The 15,142-nt window shown below is 74.2% G+C and carries 16 protein-coding genes; all 16 read left to right on the top strand.

What is annotated here, in order from left to right; translation table 11 throughout:
* Positions 1-61: 61 nt before the first annotated feature.
* The 16 genes from thrS to HK417_RS04160 all read left to right on the top strand — a co-directional run bounded on the left by thrS (position 62) and on the right by HK417_RS04160 (position 15,139).
* A complete protein-coding gene (gene thrS, locus HK417_RS04235; protein WP_261325826.1) occupies positions 62-2,095 on the top strand; it encodes a threonine--tRNA ligase in 2,034 nt (677 codons plus the stop codon).
* Positions 2,092-2,703 carry an HIT family protein gene (locus HK417_RS04230; RefSeq protein ID WP_222263671.1) on the top strand — a complete coding sequence of 204 codons (612 nt, stop codon included), beginning with the start codon at positions 2,092-2,094 and terminating at the stop codon, positions 2,701-2,703. Before thrS ends, HK417_RS04230 begins: the two co-directional genes overlap by 4 nt.
* Positions 2,703-3,356 (top strand): phosphatidylinositol phosphate synthase, encoded by a 654-nt coding sequence (pgsA, locus tag HK417_RS04225; protein ID WP_222263669.1) that lies wholly within the window; start codon positions 2,703-2,705, stop codon positions 3,354-3,356. Before HK417_RS04230 ends, pgsA begins: the two co-directional genes overlap by 1 nt.
* A complete protein-coding gene (locus HK417_RS04220) occupies positions 3,353-4,303 on the top strand; it encodes a phosphatidylinositol mannoside acyltransferase (RefSeq protein ID WP_222263666.1) in 951 nt (316 codons plus the stop codon). Before pgsA ends, HK417_RS04220 begins: the two co-directional genes overlap by 4 nt.
* Entirely contained in the window at positions 4,303-5,520 is a 1,218-nt protein-coding gene (locus HK417_RS04215; protein ID WP_222263663.1) for a glycosyltransferase family 4 protein, read from the top strand. The genes HK417_RS04220 and HK417_RS04215 overlap by 1 nt, the downstream gene beginning before the upstream one ends.
* 11 nt (positions 5,521-5,531) lie before the next feature.
* Positions 5,532-6,068, top strand: coding sequence for a hypothetical protein (locus tag HK417_RS04210; protein ID WP_222263660.1), 537 nt, complete (start codon positions 5,532-5,534; stop codon positions 6,066-6,068).
* Between the two features lie 49 nt (positions 6,069-6,117).
* Complete coding sequence (gene pdxS, locus HK417_RS04205; protein WP_439957904.1) at positions 6,118-7,035, top strand: pyridoxal 5'-phosphate synthase lyase subunit PdxS; 918 nt, start codon at positions 6,118-6,120, stop codon at positions 7,033-7,035.
* Positions 7,032-7,700 (top strand): pyridoxal 5'-phosphate synthase glutaminase subunit PdxT, encoded by a 669-nt coding sequence (gene pdxT, locus HK417_RS04200; protein ID WP_222263657.1) that lies wholly within the window; start codon positions 7,032-7,034, stop codon positions 7,698-7,700. The genes pdxS and pdxT overlap by 4 nt, the downstream gene beginning before the upstream one ends.
* 76 nt (positions 7,701-7,776) lie before the next feature.
* A complete protein-coding gene (locus HK417_RS04195) occupies positions 7,777-8,535 on the top strand; it encodes a YebC/PmpR family DNA-binding transcriptional regulator (protein WP_222263654.1) in 759 nt (252 codons plus the stop codon).
* Positions 8,536-8,676: 141 nt separating this feature from the next.
* Positions 8,677-9,246: a crossover junction endodeoxyribonuclease RuvC gene (gene ruvC / locus HK417_RS04190; protein WP_222263651.1), complete on the top strand. Its 570-nt coding sequence runs from the start codon at positions 8,677-8,679 to the stop codon at positions 9,244-9,246.
* Entirely contained in the window at positions 9,243-9,878 is a 636-nt protein-coding gene (gene ruvA, locus HK417_RS04185; RefSeq protein WP_222263648.1) for a Holliday junction branch migration protein RuvA, read from the top strand. The genes ruvC and ruvA overlap by 4 nt, the downstream gene beginning before the upstream one ends.
* A gap of 10 nt (positions 9,879-9,888) precedes the next feature.
* On the top strand, positions 9,889-11,013 hold the full coding sequence (gene ruvB, locus HK417_RS04180) for a Holliday junction branch migration DNA helicase RuvB (RefSeq protein WP_308123359.1): 1,125 nt from the start codon (positions 9,889-9,891) through the stop codon (positions 11,011-11,013).
* Between the two features lie 150 nt (positions 11,014-11,163).
* Positions 11,164-11,493 (top strand): preprotein translocase subunit YajC, encoded by a 330-nt coding sequence (gene yajC, locus HK417_RS04175; RefSeq protein ID WP_222263646.1) that lies wholly within the window; start codon positions 11,164-11,166, stop codon positions 11,491-11,493.
* A 12-nt stretch (positions 11,494-11,505) separates the two neighbouring features.
* A complete protein-coding gene (gene secD, locus HK417_RS04170) occupies positions 11,506-13,161 on the top strand; it encodes a protein translocase subunit SecD (protein WP_222263643.1) in 1,656 nt (551 codons plus the stop codon).
* The gene (secF, locus tag HK417_RS04165; RefSeq protein ID WP_222263640.1) at positions 13,158-14,552 is read left to right on the top strand and encodes a protein translocase subunit SecF; all 1,395 of its coding nucleotides are present in this window, start codon (positions 13,158-13,160) and stop codon (positions 14,550-14,552) included. The genes secD and secF overlap by 4 nt, the downstream gene beginning before the upstream one ends.
* Entirely contained in the window at positions 14,549-15,139 is a 591-nt protein-coding gene (locus tag HK417_RS04160) for an adenine phosphoribosyltransferase (protein WP_439957903.1), read from the top strand. Before secF ends, HK417_RS04160 begins: the two co-directional genes overlap by 4 nt.
* Positions 15,140-15,142 lie beyond the last annotated feature (3 nt).

Here is a 15,142-nt window from a genome sequence, read left to right as displayed (position 1 = left end):
CCGGCCGCGCACTAGTCTCGGAAGTCCCGGCCGTCCGGCCGGGAGGTACCGACCACAGGAGATGCTCGTGTCCGCGCCGCCCTCGCCGTCCACCGCCGCCCCGATCCGGGTGCCGGCCGGGACGACGGCCCAGCAGGCGCTCAAGGACGCCGGCGTCCCGCTCAAGGGCCCCGACGGCGCGGTCGTCGTCCGCGACGTGGCCAGCGGTGACCTCAAGGACCTGGTCTGGGCGCCCGACACCGAGACCGAGGTCGAGCCGGTCGTCGCCGCCAGCCCGGAGGGCCGGTCGGTCATCCGGCACTCCACCGCGCACGTGCTCGCCCAGGCGGTGCAGGACCTGTTCCCGGGCACCCGGCTGGGTATCGGCCCGCCGGTGGAGAACGGTTTCTACTACGACTTCGACCCCGAGCGGCCGTTCACCCCGGAGGACCTGAAGGCGCTGGAGAAGCGCATGCAGGAGATCGTCAAGCAGGGGCAGCACTTCTCCCGGCGGGAGATCAGCGACGACGACGCCCGGGCGGAGCTCGCCCACGAGCCGTACAAGCTCGAGCTGATCGGGCTCAAGGGCGGCCCCGACGAGGCGGCCGAGGGCGCCGGGGTCGAGGTCGGCGGCGCGCAGCTGACCATGTACGACAACCGCGACCCGCGCACCGGTGACCTGGTCTGGACCGACCTGTGCCGCGGCCCGCACCTGCCGCGCACCTCCACCATCCCGGCGTTCAGCCTCACCCGCACCGCCGCCGCCTACTGGCGGGGCAGCGAGAAGAACCCGCAGCTGCAGCGCGTCTACGGCACCGCCTGGGAGAGCAAGGACGCGCACAAGGCGTACCTGGAGCACCTGGCCGAGGCCGAGCGCCGCGACCACCGCCGGCTGGGCGTGGAGCTGGACCTGTTCAGCTTCCCCGACGAGATCGGCTCCGGGCTGGCCGTCTTCCACCCCAAGGGCGGGGTCGTGAAGCGGGAGATGGAGGACTACGTCCGCCGTCGGCACCTGGAGGAGGGGTTCCAGTACGTCGGGACGCCGCACATCTCCAAGCGAGGCCTGTTCGAGACCTCCGGGCACCTGCCCTACTACGAGGAGACGATGTTCCCGGCCATGGAGCTGGAGAACAGCGAGTACTTCCTCAAGGCCATGAACTGCCCCATGCACAACCTGATCTTCCGGTCGCGCGGGCGGTCCTACCGCGAGCTGCCGCTGCGGTTCTTCGAGTTCGGGTCGGTGTACCGGTACGAGAAGTCCGGCGTCGTGCACGGCCTCACCCGGGTGCGCGGGCTGACCCAGGACGACTCGCACAGCTACGTCACCCCCGAGCAGGCGCCCGGGGAGATCCGGCACCTGCTGTCGTTCGTGCTCGGGCTGCTGAGCGACTTCGGGCTGGACGACTACTACCTGGAGCTGTCCACCCGCGGGGACTCCGACAAGTTCATCGGCTCGGACGAGCAGTGGGCAGTCGCCACCGCGGTCCTGGAGGAGGCGGCCCGGGGGACCGGCCTGGAGCTCGTGCCCGACCCCGGCGGCGCCGCCTACTACGGGCCGAAGATCTCCGTCCAGGCCCGGGACGCGATCGGCCGCACCTGGCAGATGTCGACCATCCAGTACGACTTCAACCAGCCGGCCCGGTTCGGCCTGGAGTACAGCGCTGCCGACGGCACCCGGCAGCAGCCGGTGATGATCCACTCGGCGAAGTTCGGCTCGATCGAGCGGTTCTTCGGGGTGCTCACCGAGCACTACGCCGGCGCCTTCCCGGCCTGGCTCGCCCCGGTGCAGGTGGTCGGCATCCCGGTCACCGACGAGCAGGTGCCCTACCTGGCCGATGTCGCGCTGCTGCTGCGGGCCCGGGGCATCCGGGTGGAGGTCGACGACTCCGACGACCGCATGCAGAAGAAGATCCGCACCGCCAGCAAGCAGAAGGTGCCCTTCGTGCTCATCGCCGGGGCCACCGACGCCGAGGCCGGCGCGGTGTCCTTCCGCTACCGCGACGGGTCCCAGCACAACGGGGTCCCGGTGGCCGACGCGGTCGAGCAGGTCGTCGCCTGGGTGGCGGCCCGGCACAACGCCGACCCGGCCGCCGAGATCCCGCAGGTCGCCGGATGAGCGACGGCCCCGCGCAGCTGCGGCTGACCGTCGCCAACGACGACGGGGGGCCGTCGTCGGTCTTCGAGCAGCTCTGGACGCCGTACCGGATGGCCTACATCCGCGGCGAGGGCAAGCCCAGCACCGGCGGCGCCGACGACTGCCCGTTCTGCCTCATTCCGGCGATGAGCGACGAGGACGGCCTGGTCGTCGCCCGCGGGGAGACGGTGTTCGCCGTCCTGAACCTCTACCCGTACAACGCCGGGCACCTGATGGTGGTCCCGTACCGGCACGTGCCCGACTACACCGACCTCACCGTCGCCGAGGTGGCCGAGCTCGGCGCGTTCACCCAGACGGCGATGCGCGTGGTCCGGCAGGTCAGCGGCGCCCACGGCTTCAACATCGGCATGAACCAGGGATCGGTCGCCGGCGCCGGCATCGCCGACCACCTGCACCAGCACGCGGTGCCGCGCTGGGGCGGGGACACCAACTTCATGCCCGTCCTCGGGCTGACCCGGGTGCTGCCGCAGGTGCTCGCGGAGACCCGGCGACTCCTCGCGACGGCCTGGCCGTCGACCGGGACGGCCCCGCGGCCCGCCGCCGAGCCGTCGCGCCCGACGGAGGCCTGATGCTCGGCGTCAACCTGCGCCCGGCCGTCGCCCGGTTCTGGAACCCCGTGGTGCGCGGACTGGTCCGTGCCGGGGTCACCGCGGACGCGGTGACCCTCACCGGCACGCTCGGCGCCGTCGCCTCCGCGGTGTTCCTGATCGGCAACGGGCTGCTGTTCTGGGGCGCGCTCGCGGTCACCCTCTTCGTCCTGCTGGACATGCTCGACGGGGCGCTCGCCCGGGCCCGTGGCGGCGGCTCGCTGTACGGGGCGGTGCTGGACTCCACCGGCGACCGCGCCGCCGACGCGGCCATCTTCGGCGCCCTGGCCTGGTGGTACTCCGGGGAGGGCGACAACCGGCTGCTGGTCCTGCTCGCGCTGCTGTGCCTGGTCCTGGGGATCCTCACCTCCTACGTCAAGGCGCGCGCCGAGGGCGTGGGGCTGACCTGCGACGTCGGGGTCGTCGAGCGCACCGAGCGGCTGATCCTGGTGCTCGTGGGCACCGGGTTCAGCGGGCTGGGCGTCCCGTACGCCGTGCACGTGGCGCTGTGCGTGCTGCTGGCCGGGAGCGCGGTGACCGTCGTCCAGCGGTTCGCCACCGTCCACCAGCAGGCCGCGGGCCGGCCGCTGCCGCCCCGCCCGGCGGACGCGCCGTCCGTCCCGCCGGTGCCGTGACCCGGCTCGGTGACCTCGGCGGCCGGCTCACCGACGCCGGCTACGCCGCGGGCTGGCGGGCGATCCGGCTGCTGCCCGAGCCGGTCGCCCGGGCCGGCGCCGCGAAGGCCGGCGGCTGGGCCGCCGGCCGGGGCGGGCGGGGAGTGCGCCAGCTGCGGGCCAACCTGCGGGTGGCCACCGGGAGCGCGCTGGACGACGCCGCGCTCGACGAGCTCACCCGGCGGGCGATGCAGTCCTACGCCCGGTACTGGGAGGAGGCCTTCCGGCTGCCCGTCCTCGGCACCGAGCGGGTGGTCGCCGGCTCGGTGATCGAGGGCCGCGAGCACCTGGAGCGGGCCCGCGCGGAGGGGCGCGGGATCGTCGCCGCCCTGCCGCACAGCGGGAACTGGGACGTCGCCGGGGTCTGGTTCCTCGACTGGCTCGACGCCCCGTTCATGACCGTCGCCGAGCGGCTGGAGCCGGAGTCGCTGTACCGCCGGTTCCTGGAGTACCGCGAGTCGCTGGGCATGCGGGTGGTGCCGCTCACCGGCGGCCCCCGCTCGAGCTCGGCGGAGCTGACCGACTGGCTCCGCGCCGGTCGTTCGGCGTGCCTGCTGGTGGACCGGGACCTCACCGGCGGCGGCGTGCCGGTCGGCTTCTTCGGCCGGCCGACCACGATGCCCGGCGGCCCGGCGCTGCTCGCCGCGCAGACCGGTGCCGCGCTGCTGCCCGCGGTCTGCCAGTTCACCGACCGGGGCTGGCGGTTCGTCGTCCACCCGGAGGTGCCGGTGGGCACCGAGCCCCGGCTGCGGGACCGGGTCGCCGGGATGATGCAGCAGGTGGCGACCGCCTTCGAGTCGACGATCGCCGAGCGCCCCGAGGACTGGCACGTGCTCGGCCGGGTCTGGGCCGACGTCGGGCCGGACCCCGACCGCGCTCCCGGACGGGCGACCGCGGAGGTGCGCTGATGCGCGTCGGGCTGGTCTGCCCCTACCCGTGGGACGTCCCCGGCGGGGTGCAGTACCACGTGCGCGACCTCGCCGAGACGCTGCGCGGCATGGGCCACCACGTCGAGGTGCTGACCCCGGCCGAGCACGAGGAGTCGCTGCCGCAGGACGTCACGTTCTCCGGGCGTGCCGTTCCGGTCCCCTACAACGGCTCGATGGCCGGCGTCCAGTTCGGTCTGGTCTCCGCCGCGCGGGCGCGGCGGTGGCTGCGGGAGGGCTCGTTCGACGTCGTCCACGTGCACGAGCCGGCGTCGGTGTCGCTGTCGCTGCTGGTGTGCATGATCGCTCGCGGGCCGATCGTGGCGACGTTCCACGCGGCCACGACGCGGTCCAAGGTGCTGGCCGCGCTCGGCCCGTGGGCGCGGCCCTGGCTCGAGCGGATCAGCGGCCGGATCGCCGTCTCCGACTTCGCCCGCCGCGTTCAGGTCGAGCACCTCGGCGGGGACGCCGTGGTCATCCCCAACGGCGTGCACGTGGACGCGTTCGCCGAGGGGCCGCTGCTGCCCGGCCACCGCCGCGGGGAGGGCCCCCCGACCATCGGCTTCATCGGCCGCTACGACGAGCCGCGCAAGGGCCTGCCGGTGCTGCTCGAGGCCATGCGCGCGGTCGTGCAGGAGCACCCGGACGCACAGCTGCTCGTGGCCGGCCGCGGCGACCCGGACGCACTCGCCGAGCTGGTGGCCGATGACCTGCGGGGATCCGTGACCCTGCTCGGCGCGCTGAGCGAGGCCGACAAGGGGGCGTTCCTGCGGTCGGTCGACGTGTACTGCGCGCCGAACCTGCTCGGCGAGAGCTTCGGCGTGATCCTGCTCGAGGCGATGGCCGCCGGCGCGCCCGTCGTCGCCAGCGACCTGGACGCCTTCGCGCGGGTGCTCGAGGACGGCGCGGCTGGAGCGCTGGTCCGGCGCGGCGACGCGACCGCGCTGGCCCGGGTGCTGTCGGAACTGCTGGCGGCGCCCCCCCTCCGGGCGCAGCTCGCCACCGCGGGACGGCGGGCGGTCGCCGCGTACGACTGGTCGGTCGTGGCCCGGCGGATCCTCACCGTGTACGAGACGGTGGCGCCGGCCGGGAGCGCGGCGGTCACCGCCTCCGCGGAGGACGACGCCGTCCTCCTCGGCGGCGCGCCCGGCACGCCGCCGGGGACGCGCGGGCCCTTCCGACAGCAGGCGCCCCGCTAGCCTGGCTGACCATGACGACCGGGGAGTGGCTGCTGCTCGCCGGCGGGTTGCTGCTGGTCCTGCTGCTGGGCTGGACCGCGTGGACGCTGACCCGGCTGCGCCGGCTGGCCGGGCGGGTCCGCCGGGCGCGGGCGGTGCTCGACGCCGCCCTGCTGCGCCGCGCGGAGCTGACCGCGGCCCTGGCGCGCGAGCTCGCGGTGGAGCTGGGGCCCGAGCTGGCCGGCGAGCTCACCGCCGCGGCCGCCGGTGCCCGCTCTCGCGCGGCCGACGACGAGGAGGCCGCGGAGAACACCCTGGGCCGGCTGCTGCGCCGGGTGCCCGACGACATCCGCTTCCCCGAGCTCGACGACGCCGGGGTGCGGGTGGGGCTGGCCCGGCGGTTCTACAACGACGCCGTCCGGGACACCCGGGTCCTGCGCCGGCAGCGCCTCAGCCGCGCGCTGCGACTCCACGCCCGCCGTCCGCTGCCCCGCTACTTCGACATCGACGACGGGCTGGACGCCGTCCTCACCGGGCCGGCGTCCGGGCGCGGGCATCATCCCGGCTGATCCGCCGTAGGCTGGGACGTCCGCGTCCCCGATCTGCGAGGCAGCACCCGTGGCCCTGAACGACCCCCAAAACGCCTCCGTCCCCGCCCACACCGGCACCGACCTGGTGAAGCGCGGCATGGCCGAGCAGCTCAAGGGCGGCGTCATCATGGACGTCGTCACCCCCGAGCAGGCCAAGATCGCCGAGGACGCCGGAGCGGTGGCGGTGATGGCGCTGGAGCGCGTCCCCGCCGACATCCGCGCCCAGGGGGGCATCGCGCGGATGAGCGACCCCGACATGATCCAGGGGATCATCGAGGCGGTCACGATCCCGGTGATGGCCAAGGCGCGGATCGGGCACTTCGTCGAGGCGCAGGTGCTGCAGGCGCTGGGCGTCGACTACGTCGACGAGTCCGAGGTGCTGACCCCGGCCGACGAGGCGCACCACATCGACAAGTCCGCCTTCACGGTGCCGTTCGTCTGCGGTGCCACCGACCTGGGCGAGGCGCTGCGGCGGATCGCCGAGGGCGCGGCGATGATCCGCTCCAAGGGCGAGGCCGGCACCGGCAACGTGGTGGAGGCGACCCGGCACATGCGCGCGCTGCGCTCCGGGATCAAGCGGCTGGGCACGCTGGACGAGACCGAGCTGTTCGTCGCGGCCAAGGAGCTGCGCGCGCCGCACGACCTGGTCGTCGAGGTCGCCCGGACCGGCAAGCTGCCGGTCGTGCTGTTCACCGCCGGCGGCATCGCCACCCCCGCGGACGCCGCGATGATGATGCAGCTCGGCGCCGAGGGCGTCTTCGTCGGCTCGGGGATCTTCAAGTCCGGCGACCCGGCGCTGAGGGCGGCCGCGATCGTGCAGGCCACCACCTTCTTCGACGACCCAGCCGTGATCGCCAAGGTCTCCCGCGGGCTGGGCGAGCCGATGGTCGGGATCAACGTGAGCACGCTCCCGGAGAGCGAGCGCTACGCCACCCGCGGCTGGTGAGCCCGCCGAGCATCGGGGTCCTGGCGCTGCAGGGCGACGTCCGGGAGCACACGGCCGCGCTGCACGCGGCCGGCGCCGTGGCGGTCCCGGTGCGTCGGCCCGAGGAGCTCGCCGCGGTCGACGGGCTCGTGCTGCCCGGCGGGGAATCCACCACGATGGCGAAGCTCGCCGACCGGTTCGGACTGCTCGGGCCGCTGCGCGCCGCGGTCGCCGGAGGGTTGCCGGTCTACGGCTCCTGCGCCGGGATGATCATGCTGGCCGACCGGGTGCTGGACGCCCCCGCCGACCAGCAGACCCTCGGCGGGCTGGACGTCACGGTGCGCCGCAACGCGTTCGGCCGGCAGGTGGACTCGTTCGAGACCGAGGTGGAGATCGCCGGCGTCGACGGGGGGCCGGTGCACGCGGTGTTCATCCGGGCGCCGTGGGTGGAGGCCACCGGGGCGGACGTGCAGGTCCTAGGCCGGGTCGAGGGCGGACCGGCCGACGGTAGGATCGTCGCGGTGCGCCAGGGCCGCCTCGTGGCCACCAGCTTCCATCCCGAGCTCACCGGGGACACCCGGGTGCACGCCCTGTTCGTGGAGCTGGTGCGGGCCGCCCGCGCCGAGGACCTGAGTTCGACCGGTGCCGCCGTCGGCGCCGGCAGTGAGGGAGGACAGCCGCAGTGAGCGAGCGTGCGAGCTCACCCATGAGCTCAGGGGCCCGGCCGCGAACGCGGTCGACGAGCGTCAGCGAGGAGATCAAGTGAGCGGCCATTCCAAGTGGGCGACGACCAAGCACAAGAAGGCCGGCATCGACGCCAAGCGCGGCAAGCTCTTCGCCAAGCTGGTCAAGAACATCGAGGTCGCGGCCCGCACCGGCGGCGGCGACCCGGCGGGCAACCCGACGCTGTACGACGCCATCCAGAAGGCGAAGAAGACCTCGGTCCCCAACGACAACATCGACCGCGCGGTCAAGCGCGGCGCGGGACTCGAAGCCGGTGGCGTCGACTACCAGTCGATCACCTACGAGGGCTACGCCGCCGGCGGTGTCGCGGTGCTGATCGAGTGCCTCACCGACAACAAGAACCGCTCGGCGATGGAGGTCCGGACGGCGATGTCGCGCAACGGCGGCTCGATGGCCGACCCGGGCTCGGTGTCCTACCTGTTCTCCCGCAAGGGCGTCGTCGTGGTGCCCGCAGCGGGCAACACCGAGGACGACGTGCTGATGGCCGTGCTCGACGCGGGCGCCGAGGAGGTGCGGGACCTCGGGGACGGCTTCGAGGTGGTCTGCGAGCCGACCGATCTGGTCGCCGTGCGCACCGCGCTGCAGGACGCCGGGATCGACTACGACTCGGCCGAGGCCGGGTTCGTGCCCAGCGTGCAGGTGGAGCTCGACGAGGACGGCGCGGCCAAGGTGTTCCGGCTGATCGACGCCCTCGAGGACCTCGACGACGTGCAGAACGTGTACGCGAACTACGACGTGCCCGACGCGGTGATGGAGAAGGTCGCCGCCGACGCCTGAAGGACCCCGTCCTCCTCACCCCTCGCAGGCTCGGGGCGAGCCTCGGGACGGGGCCGTTCGGCGCGTCGCGCGGCTGCCCGTGTGAGTTCTCCGGTTAGCGTTCCATCGAACACGTGTTCGTGCGATGGTGGGAGTGTGCTCATGCGGGTGCTCGGCATCGACCCGGGGCTCACCCGGTGCGGCTGGGGTGTGGTCGAGGGGCGTCCCGGCGCGCGGCCGACCGCGGTGGGGGTCGGCGTGGTGCGCACGCACCCCGACCTGGACCTGGAACTCCGGTTGCTGGAGGTGCACACTGCGGTGACCGCCCTGCTGCGTGAGCACCGGCCCGCCGCCGTGGCGATCGAGCGGGTCTTCACCCAGAGCAACAAGGGCACGGCCTCCGGCACGGCGCAGGCCGCCGGGGTGGCCGCGCTGGCCGCCGCCCAGGCGGACCTGCCGGTCGCCTGGCACACGCCCAGCGAGGTCAAGGCCGCCATCTCCGGCAGCGGCCGCGCGGACAAGGAGCAGGTCACCCTCATGGTCACCCGGGTGCTGGGGCTCGCCAGCCCACCGAAGCCGGCCGACGCCGCCGACGCGCTGGCGCTGGCCATCTGCCACGTCTGGCGGGCCCCGGCCCAGCAGCGGCTGCGCACGGCCGCGCTCGCCGGCGGGATCGGCGCCCCGGTGCCCGGCGCCCGGACGCTGCCCCGCTGGACGGGGGTGGCCCGGTGATCGCCAGCGTGAACGGCCGGGTCGCGGCCGTGTCGCCGGACGGTGCGGTGGTCGAGGTCGGGGGAGTGGGGCTCACCGTCCAGTGCACCCCCGGCACCATCGCCCGGCTGCAGGTCGGCGAGCAGGCGCGGCTGTCGACCAGCCTCATCGTCCGCGAGGATTCGCTGACCCTGTACGGCTTCGCCGACGACGACGAGCGCCAGCTGTTCGAGCTGCTGCAGACGGCGAACGGCGTCGGTCCCCGCCTCGCCCAGGCGGTGTTGGCCATCCACCCGCCCCGCGAGGTCCGCCGCGCCGTGTCGATGGGCGACCTCAAGGCGCTCATGCAGGTCCCCGGCATCGGCAAGAAGGGTGCCGAGCGCCTGGTGCTCGAGCTGCGCGACCGGCTCGGCGTCACCAGCACCGACACCCAGCTCGACGGGCCGACCGCGGCCGGCCTGCCCGCCGTGACGCCGGTGGCGCCGTGGCGCGACCAGCTGGTCTCCGCGCTGATCGGGCTGGGCTGGAGCGGCCGGGAGGCGGAGACCGCGCTCGCCGCCCTGGAGCCGGTCGCCGAGGAGCAGGCCGCGAACGGCGGCGTCCAGGTCGCGGTGCTGCTGCGGCAGGCCCTGCAGATCCTGGGCCGGTCGTGAGGACGGCGTCGTGAGCGCGCCGTTCGACCGGTCGCTGGCCGGGGAGGCGGCCGAGGGCGCCACCCGGGACTTCTCCGTGGCCGCGTCGGCCGGGGACGAGGAGCGGGTCGTCGAATCGGCGCTGCGCCCGCACTCGCTCGCGGACTTCATCGGCCAGCCCAAGGTCGCCCGGCAGCTGGACCTGGTGCTCGAGGGCGCGAAGCGACGGGGCCGGCCGCCGGACCACGTGCTGCTGTCCGGCCCGCCGGGGCTGGGCAAGACCAGCCTGGCGCTGATCATCGGCTCGGAGCTCGGCACGGCGGTCAAGATCACCAGCGGCCCGGCCATCGAGCGCTCCGGCGACCTCGCGGCCATGCTGTCCAACCTCGCCCCCGGCGACGTGCTGTTCATCGACGAGATCCACCGCATCGCCCGGCCCGCCGAGGAACTGCTGTACATGGCGATGGAGGACTTCCGGGTCGACGTCGTCGTCGGCAAGGGCCCGGGGGCGACCGCCATCCCGCTGGAGATCAACCCGTTCACCCTGGTCGGCGCCACCACCCGGGCCGGCCTGCTGACCGGGCCGCTGCGCGACCGGTTCGGCTTCGTCGGCCAGATGGAGTTCTACGAGCCCGCCGAGCTGCAGCGGGTGATCGCCCGCAGCGCCGACCTGCTGGGGGTGGAGCTCACCGAGGAGGGCTCCGCGGAGATCGCCGGCCGCTCCCGCGGCACCCCGCGGATCGCCAACCGGCTGCTGCGCCGGGTGCGCGACTTCGCCGAGGTCCGGGCCGACGGCCGGGTGACGCTGGACGTCGCCCGGGCCGCGCTGGCGCTCTACGACGTCGACGAACTCGGCCTGGACCGGCTGGACCGGTCGGTGCTGGAGGCGCTGGTGGCCCGCTTCGGCGGCGGACCGGTCGGCGTGGCCACGCTCGCGGTCGCGGTGGGCGAGGAGCCGCACACCGTCGAGGAGGTGTGCGAGCCGTTCCTCGTGCGGGCCGGGCTGCTGGCCCGCACCTCGCGCGGGCGGGTCGCGACCGAGGCGGCCTTCCGTCACCTGGGGTACGCGGTGCCGCGTGGTGGTCTTGCGCTCAGTGGGGGAGCAGGGGACGCGACACCGGACGGGCCTTCGTCACAGACGCTGTTCGACGCCTAGACTCACCGGCGTTGGCGCGCAACCCGGGAGTGCCCGGGTGGGCGTGCCGCGTCCGGTGCCACCGTGCGCCGGCGCCGACGTACCCGAGCGGCCCATCCCCGGGCCGCACCCACCGCGCGACCCCCGCCGCGGTAGAGAGGCTCACCAGTCGTGGAACAGCTCTTCCCGCTCGTCCTGCTCGCCCTGGCCTTCGTGCTGCTCATCGTGCTGCCGGCCCGCCAGCGCAAGAAGATGCAGGCCAAGGCCCAGGAACTGCAGAACTCCCTGACGATCGGCACGCCGGTCATGCTGACCAGCGGCATCCACGGCACCGTCGCCGGCCTGGGTGAGGGCACCGTCGACCTGCAGATCGCGGCGGGCGTCGTCATCACCGTGGCCCGCCCGGCGGTCATGGAGGTCCGCACCCCGATCAGCGGCCCGAGCGCGAGCGGCAACTCCACGGGGTTCGTCGACGGCGACCCCACCGACCCCACCCGCTGACGCGGCGCTCGCATGGCCGCCCGACAGCTCCCCGCCAGCCGCTACTTCGCGGCGTTCATCCTGATCATCGCGACGATGTACGCGCTGATCTTCCTCACCGGTGACCAGCGCACCCCGCAGCTCGGCCTGGACCTGCAGGGCGGCACCACCGTGACGCTCACCGCCCGCACGCCCGACGGCAAGGCGCCCGCGACCGAGGACCTCGAGCTCGCGCGCCAGATCATCGAGCAGCGGGTGAACGGCCTCGGCGTCGCCGAGGCCGAGGTCGTCACCGAGGGCGACAGCAACATCGTCATCTCCGTCCCCGGCGAGGACGGCGACCAGGCCCGGGAGCTGGGGGCTACCGCGCAGCTGCGGTTCCGTCCCGTCCTCACCGGCCCGGAGGCCGCCACCCCGGCCGACGACTCCGCCTCGGCCACGCCGAGCGACTCGGCCGCGCCCACCTCCGCGGAGCCGACCGACTCAGCGGCGCCCTCGGCGGAGGCCGAGCCCAGCGAGTCCGCGCCGGCCACCACCGACCCGGCGGCCACCGGCAGCGGCGCGGCCACCGACCCGAGCATCCCCGACGCCGACGCCCCGGTCGTGACCCAGGAGCAGGCGGCGGCCGCCTACGCCACCCTCACCTGCGACACGACCACGACGACCGTCGACCGGGCCGAGGACCACATCGCGGCCTGCTCCGACGACGGCACGGCGAAGTTCCTGCTCGGCCCGGCGGTCATCGAGGGCACCGACATCACCGACGCGACGGCGGGGACCGAGTCCACCACCGGCGCTTGGGTGGTCAACCTGGACTTCAACTCGGCCGGGTCGGCCGCCTGGGCCGAGTACACCGCCGCCAACGTCGGCAACAACGTCGCGATCACCCTCGACGGCCGGGTGGTCTCCGCACCGACGATCAACGGCGTGATCGCCGGCGGCACGACGCAGATCACCGGCAACTTCTCCGAGGCCGAGGCGACGGAGCTGGCCAACCAGCTGAAGTACGGCGCCCTGCCGCTGACCTTCACCCAGGCGACGGCGCAGTCGATCTCCACCGAGCTCGGCAGCGAGCAGCTGCGGGCCGGCCTGATCGCCGGGGCCATCGGCATCGCGTTGGTGTTCGTCTACGCGCTGTTCTACTACCGGATCCTCGGCCTGGTGATGATCGCCAGCCTCCTGCTGTCCGCGGTCGTCGTCTACGCCTGCCTGGTCCTGCTCGGCCGGGAGATCGGCTTCGCGCTCAGCCTGGCCGGCATCGCCGGGTTCATCGTCTCGGTGGGCATCACCGCCGACTCGTTCGTCGTGTACTTCGAACGGCTCAAGGACGAGATCCGCGAGGGCCGCAGTCTGCGCAGCGCCACCCCGCGGGCCTGGGTGCGTGCCCGCCGGACCATCCTGTCGGCCGATGCGGTGAGCTTCCTGGCCGCGGCGATCCTGTACTGGCTGGCGATCGGCGACGTCAAGGGCTTCGCCTTCACCCTCGGCCTGTCGACGGTGCTGGACCTGATCGTCGTCTTCCTCTTCACCCATCCGCTGATGGCCGTGCTCAGCCGGGTCAAGGCCTTCGGCACCACCCGCTTCTCCGGCCTCGGCAACGTCGACCACAGCCGCCGTCCCGCGGCTCCCCGGTCCGGCCGGGAACTCGTCGGCGCCGGGAGCAGCAGCACGAACGGGAGCACACGATGACCCCCCGCGACCGCAGCGACGCCGCGGAGGCCCCGGTGCCCGTGGGCTCCGCGGCCGACGAGCAGGTCGACGACGTCGACGTGCGGGCCGAGGCCGCCGGCGACAGCACCGGTGACCAGGCGCTCGCCGACGCCGGACTGCCGACGGAGGGCGCGGACCGGAGCACCGCGGCGCCCGCGCCGCGGGCCTCGCTGGTCCACCGGCTCTACAACGGCGAGGCGGGCCTGGACGCGGTGGGCAAGCGCCGCTTCTGGTTCAAGGTCACCGCCGTCGTGGTGCTGCTGTGCGCCCTCGCCATGCTCGTGCGCGGGTTCAACTTCAGCATCGAGTTCGCCGGCGGCAACAGCCTGCGGGTGACGGCCGGCAGCGAGGAGCTCGCCGACATCCGGCAGGCCGCGGAGGACGCCGGCGCCGAGGTGTCCAGCTCCCAGGTGGTGGGCGGCAACTCGGTGATGCTGCGCACCAGCGCCCTGGACAACGCCCAGGAGGAGACCGTCGTCGCGGCGGTCGCCGACGCGGCGGGGGTCGCACCGGCCGACGTCAGCGTGCAGGCGGTCAGCGCGGACTGGGGCGGCGACGTCACCAACCAGGCGCTCCTGGCGCTGGTCGTCTTCCTCGTCGCGGTCGTGCTGTTCCTCGGCATCCGGTTCCAGTTCACGATGGCCATCGGCGCCATCGCCGCGCTGATCCACGACCTGGTGGTGACCGCCGGTGTCTACGCGCTGATCGGCTTCGAGGTCTCTCCCTCGACCGTGGTCGGGCTGCTGACCATCCTCGGGTTCTCGCTGTACGACACCGTGGTGGTCTTCGACAAGGTCGACGAGAACACCAAGGACCTGGACAAGACCGCTCGCAGCACCTACAGCGAGGCGGCGAACCTGGCGGTCAACCAGACCCTCATGCGGTCGATCAACACCACCCTGATCGCGCTGCTGCCGGTCGCCGGCCTGCTCTTCGTCGGCGCCGGGCTGCTGGGCGCGGGCACGCTCAAGGACCTCGCGCTCGTGCTGTTCGTCGGCCTGATCGCCGGCGCCTACAGCTCGATCTTCCTGGCGACGCCGATCGTGGCCGAGCTCGTGGAGCGCGAGCCGGCGATGCAGCAGCTGCGCAAGCGGGTCCTCGCCCGCCGCGCGGCCGAGGCGCGCCAGGGCGGCGCCCCGGCGGCCGGCCCGGTCGCCAGTGCCCGGCGCGCCGGTGGGACCGCCCGCCGGTCGGCGGTCGCGGTCGCCGAGCGCACCGAGGTGCTGCCCGAGCGCCCGGAGGCCGACGTCCAGGTCGAGTCGCCGGCGTCCGTGCAGGGCACCGCGCCGGGCGGCCGGACGGCGGCCCCGCGGCCGGGCCAGCGTCCCCAGCGGCCCGGCACCCGGCCGGCCGGCCGGAAGCGCCGGTGACGATCGGTCCGGCGGCGGAGGAGCAGCTGCCGATCGACGAGCTGATCGCCTCCGTCGCCGTCACCATCCCGGACTTCCCGGAGCCCGGGGTGCTCTTCCGGGACCTGACCCCGGTCTTCGCCGACGCCGCCGCCTACCGGCGGGTCATCGACGCGCTGACCCAGCCGGCCGACGTCGACCCGCGGGCCGCGGCGCTCGGCGGGGCCGGCGGGCAGGGCTTCGACGTGGTGGCCGGGGTCGAGGCGCGCGGCTTCCTGCTCGCCGCCGCCGTCGCGCTGGACGCCGGCACCGGCGTCGTCCCGGTCCGCAAGGCCGGCAAGCTGCCCCGCGAGGTGGTGCGCGCGGAGTACGCGCTGGAGTACGGCACCGCCACCCTGGAGCTGCACCGAGACTCCATCCAGCCCGGCCAGCGGGTGCTGCTCGTCGACGACGTGCTGGCCACCGGCGGGACGCTCGGGGCGGCGATCGCCCTGATCGCGCAGCTGGGCGGCGTGGTCACCGCGGTGTCGGTGGTCGTGGAGCTGGCCGCCCTCCGTGGGCGGCAGCGCATCGCGCCGTACCCGGTGCACGCACTCTGGACGACCTGAGGC

The organism is Modestobacter marinus, from assembly GCF_019799945.1.
GTDB lineage: Bacteria > Actinomycetota > Actinomycetes > Mycobacteriales > Geodermatophilaceae > Modestobacter > Modestobacter marinus_B.
Note: the sequence above shows the minus strand (reverse complement) of the source record. Positions and strands in the feature narration are given on the sequence as shown.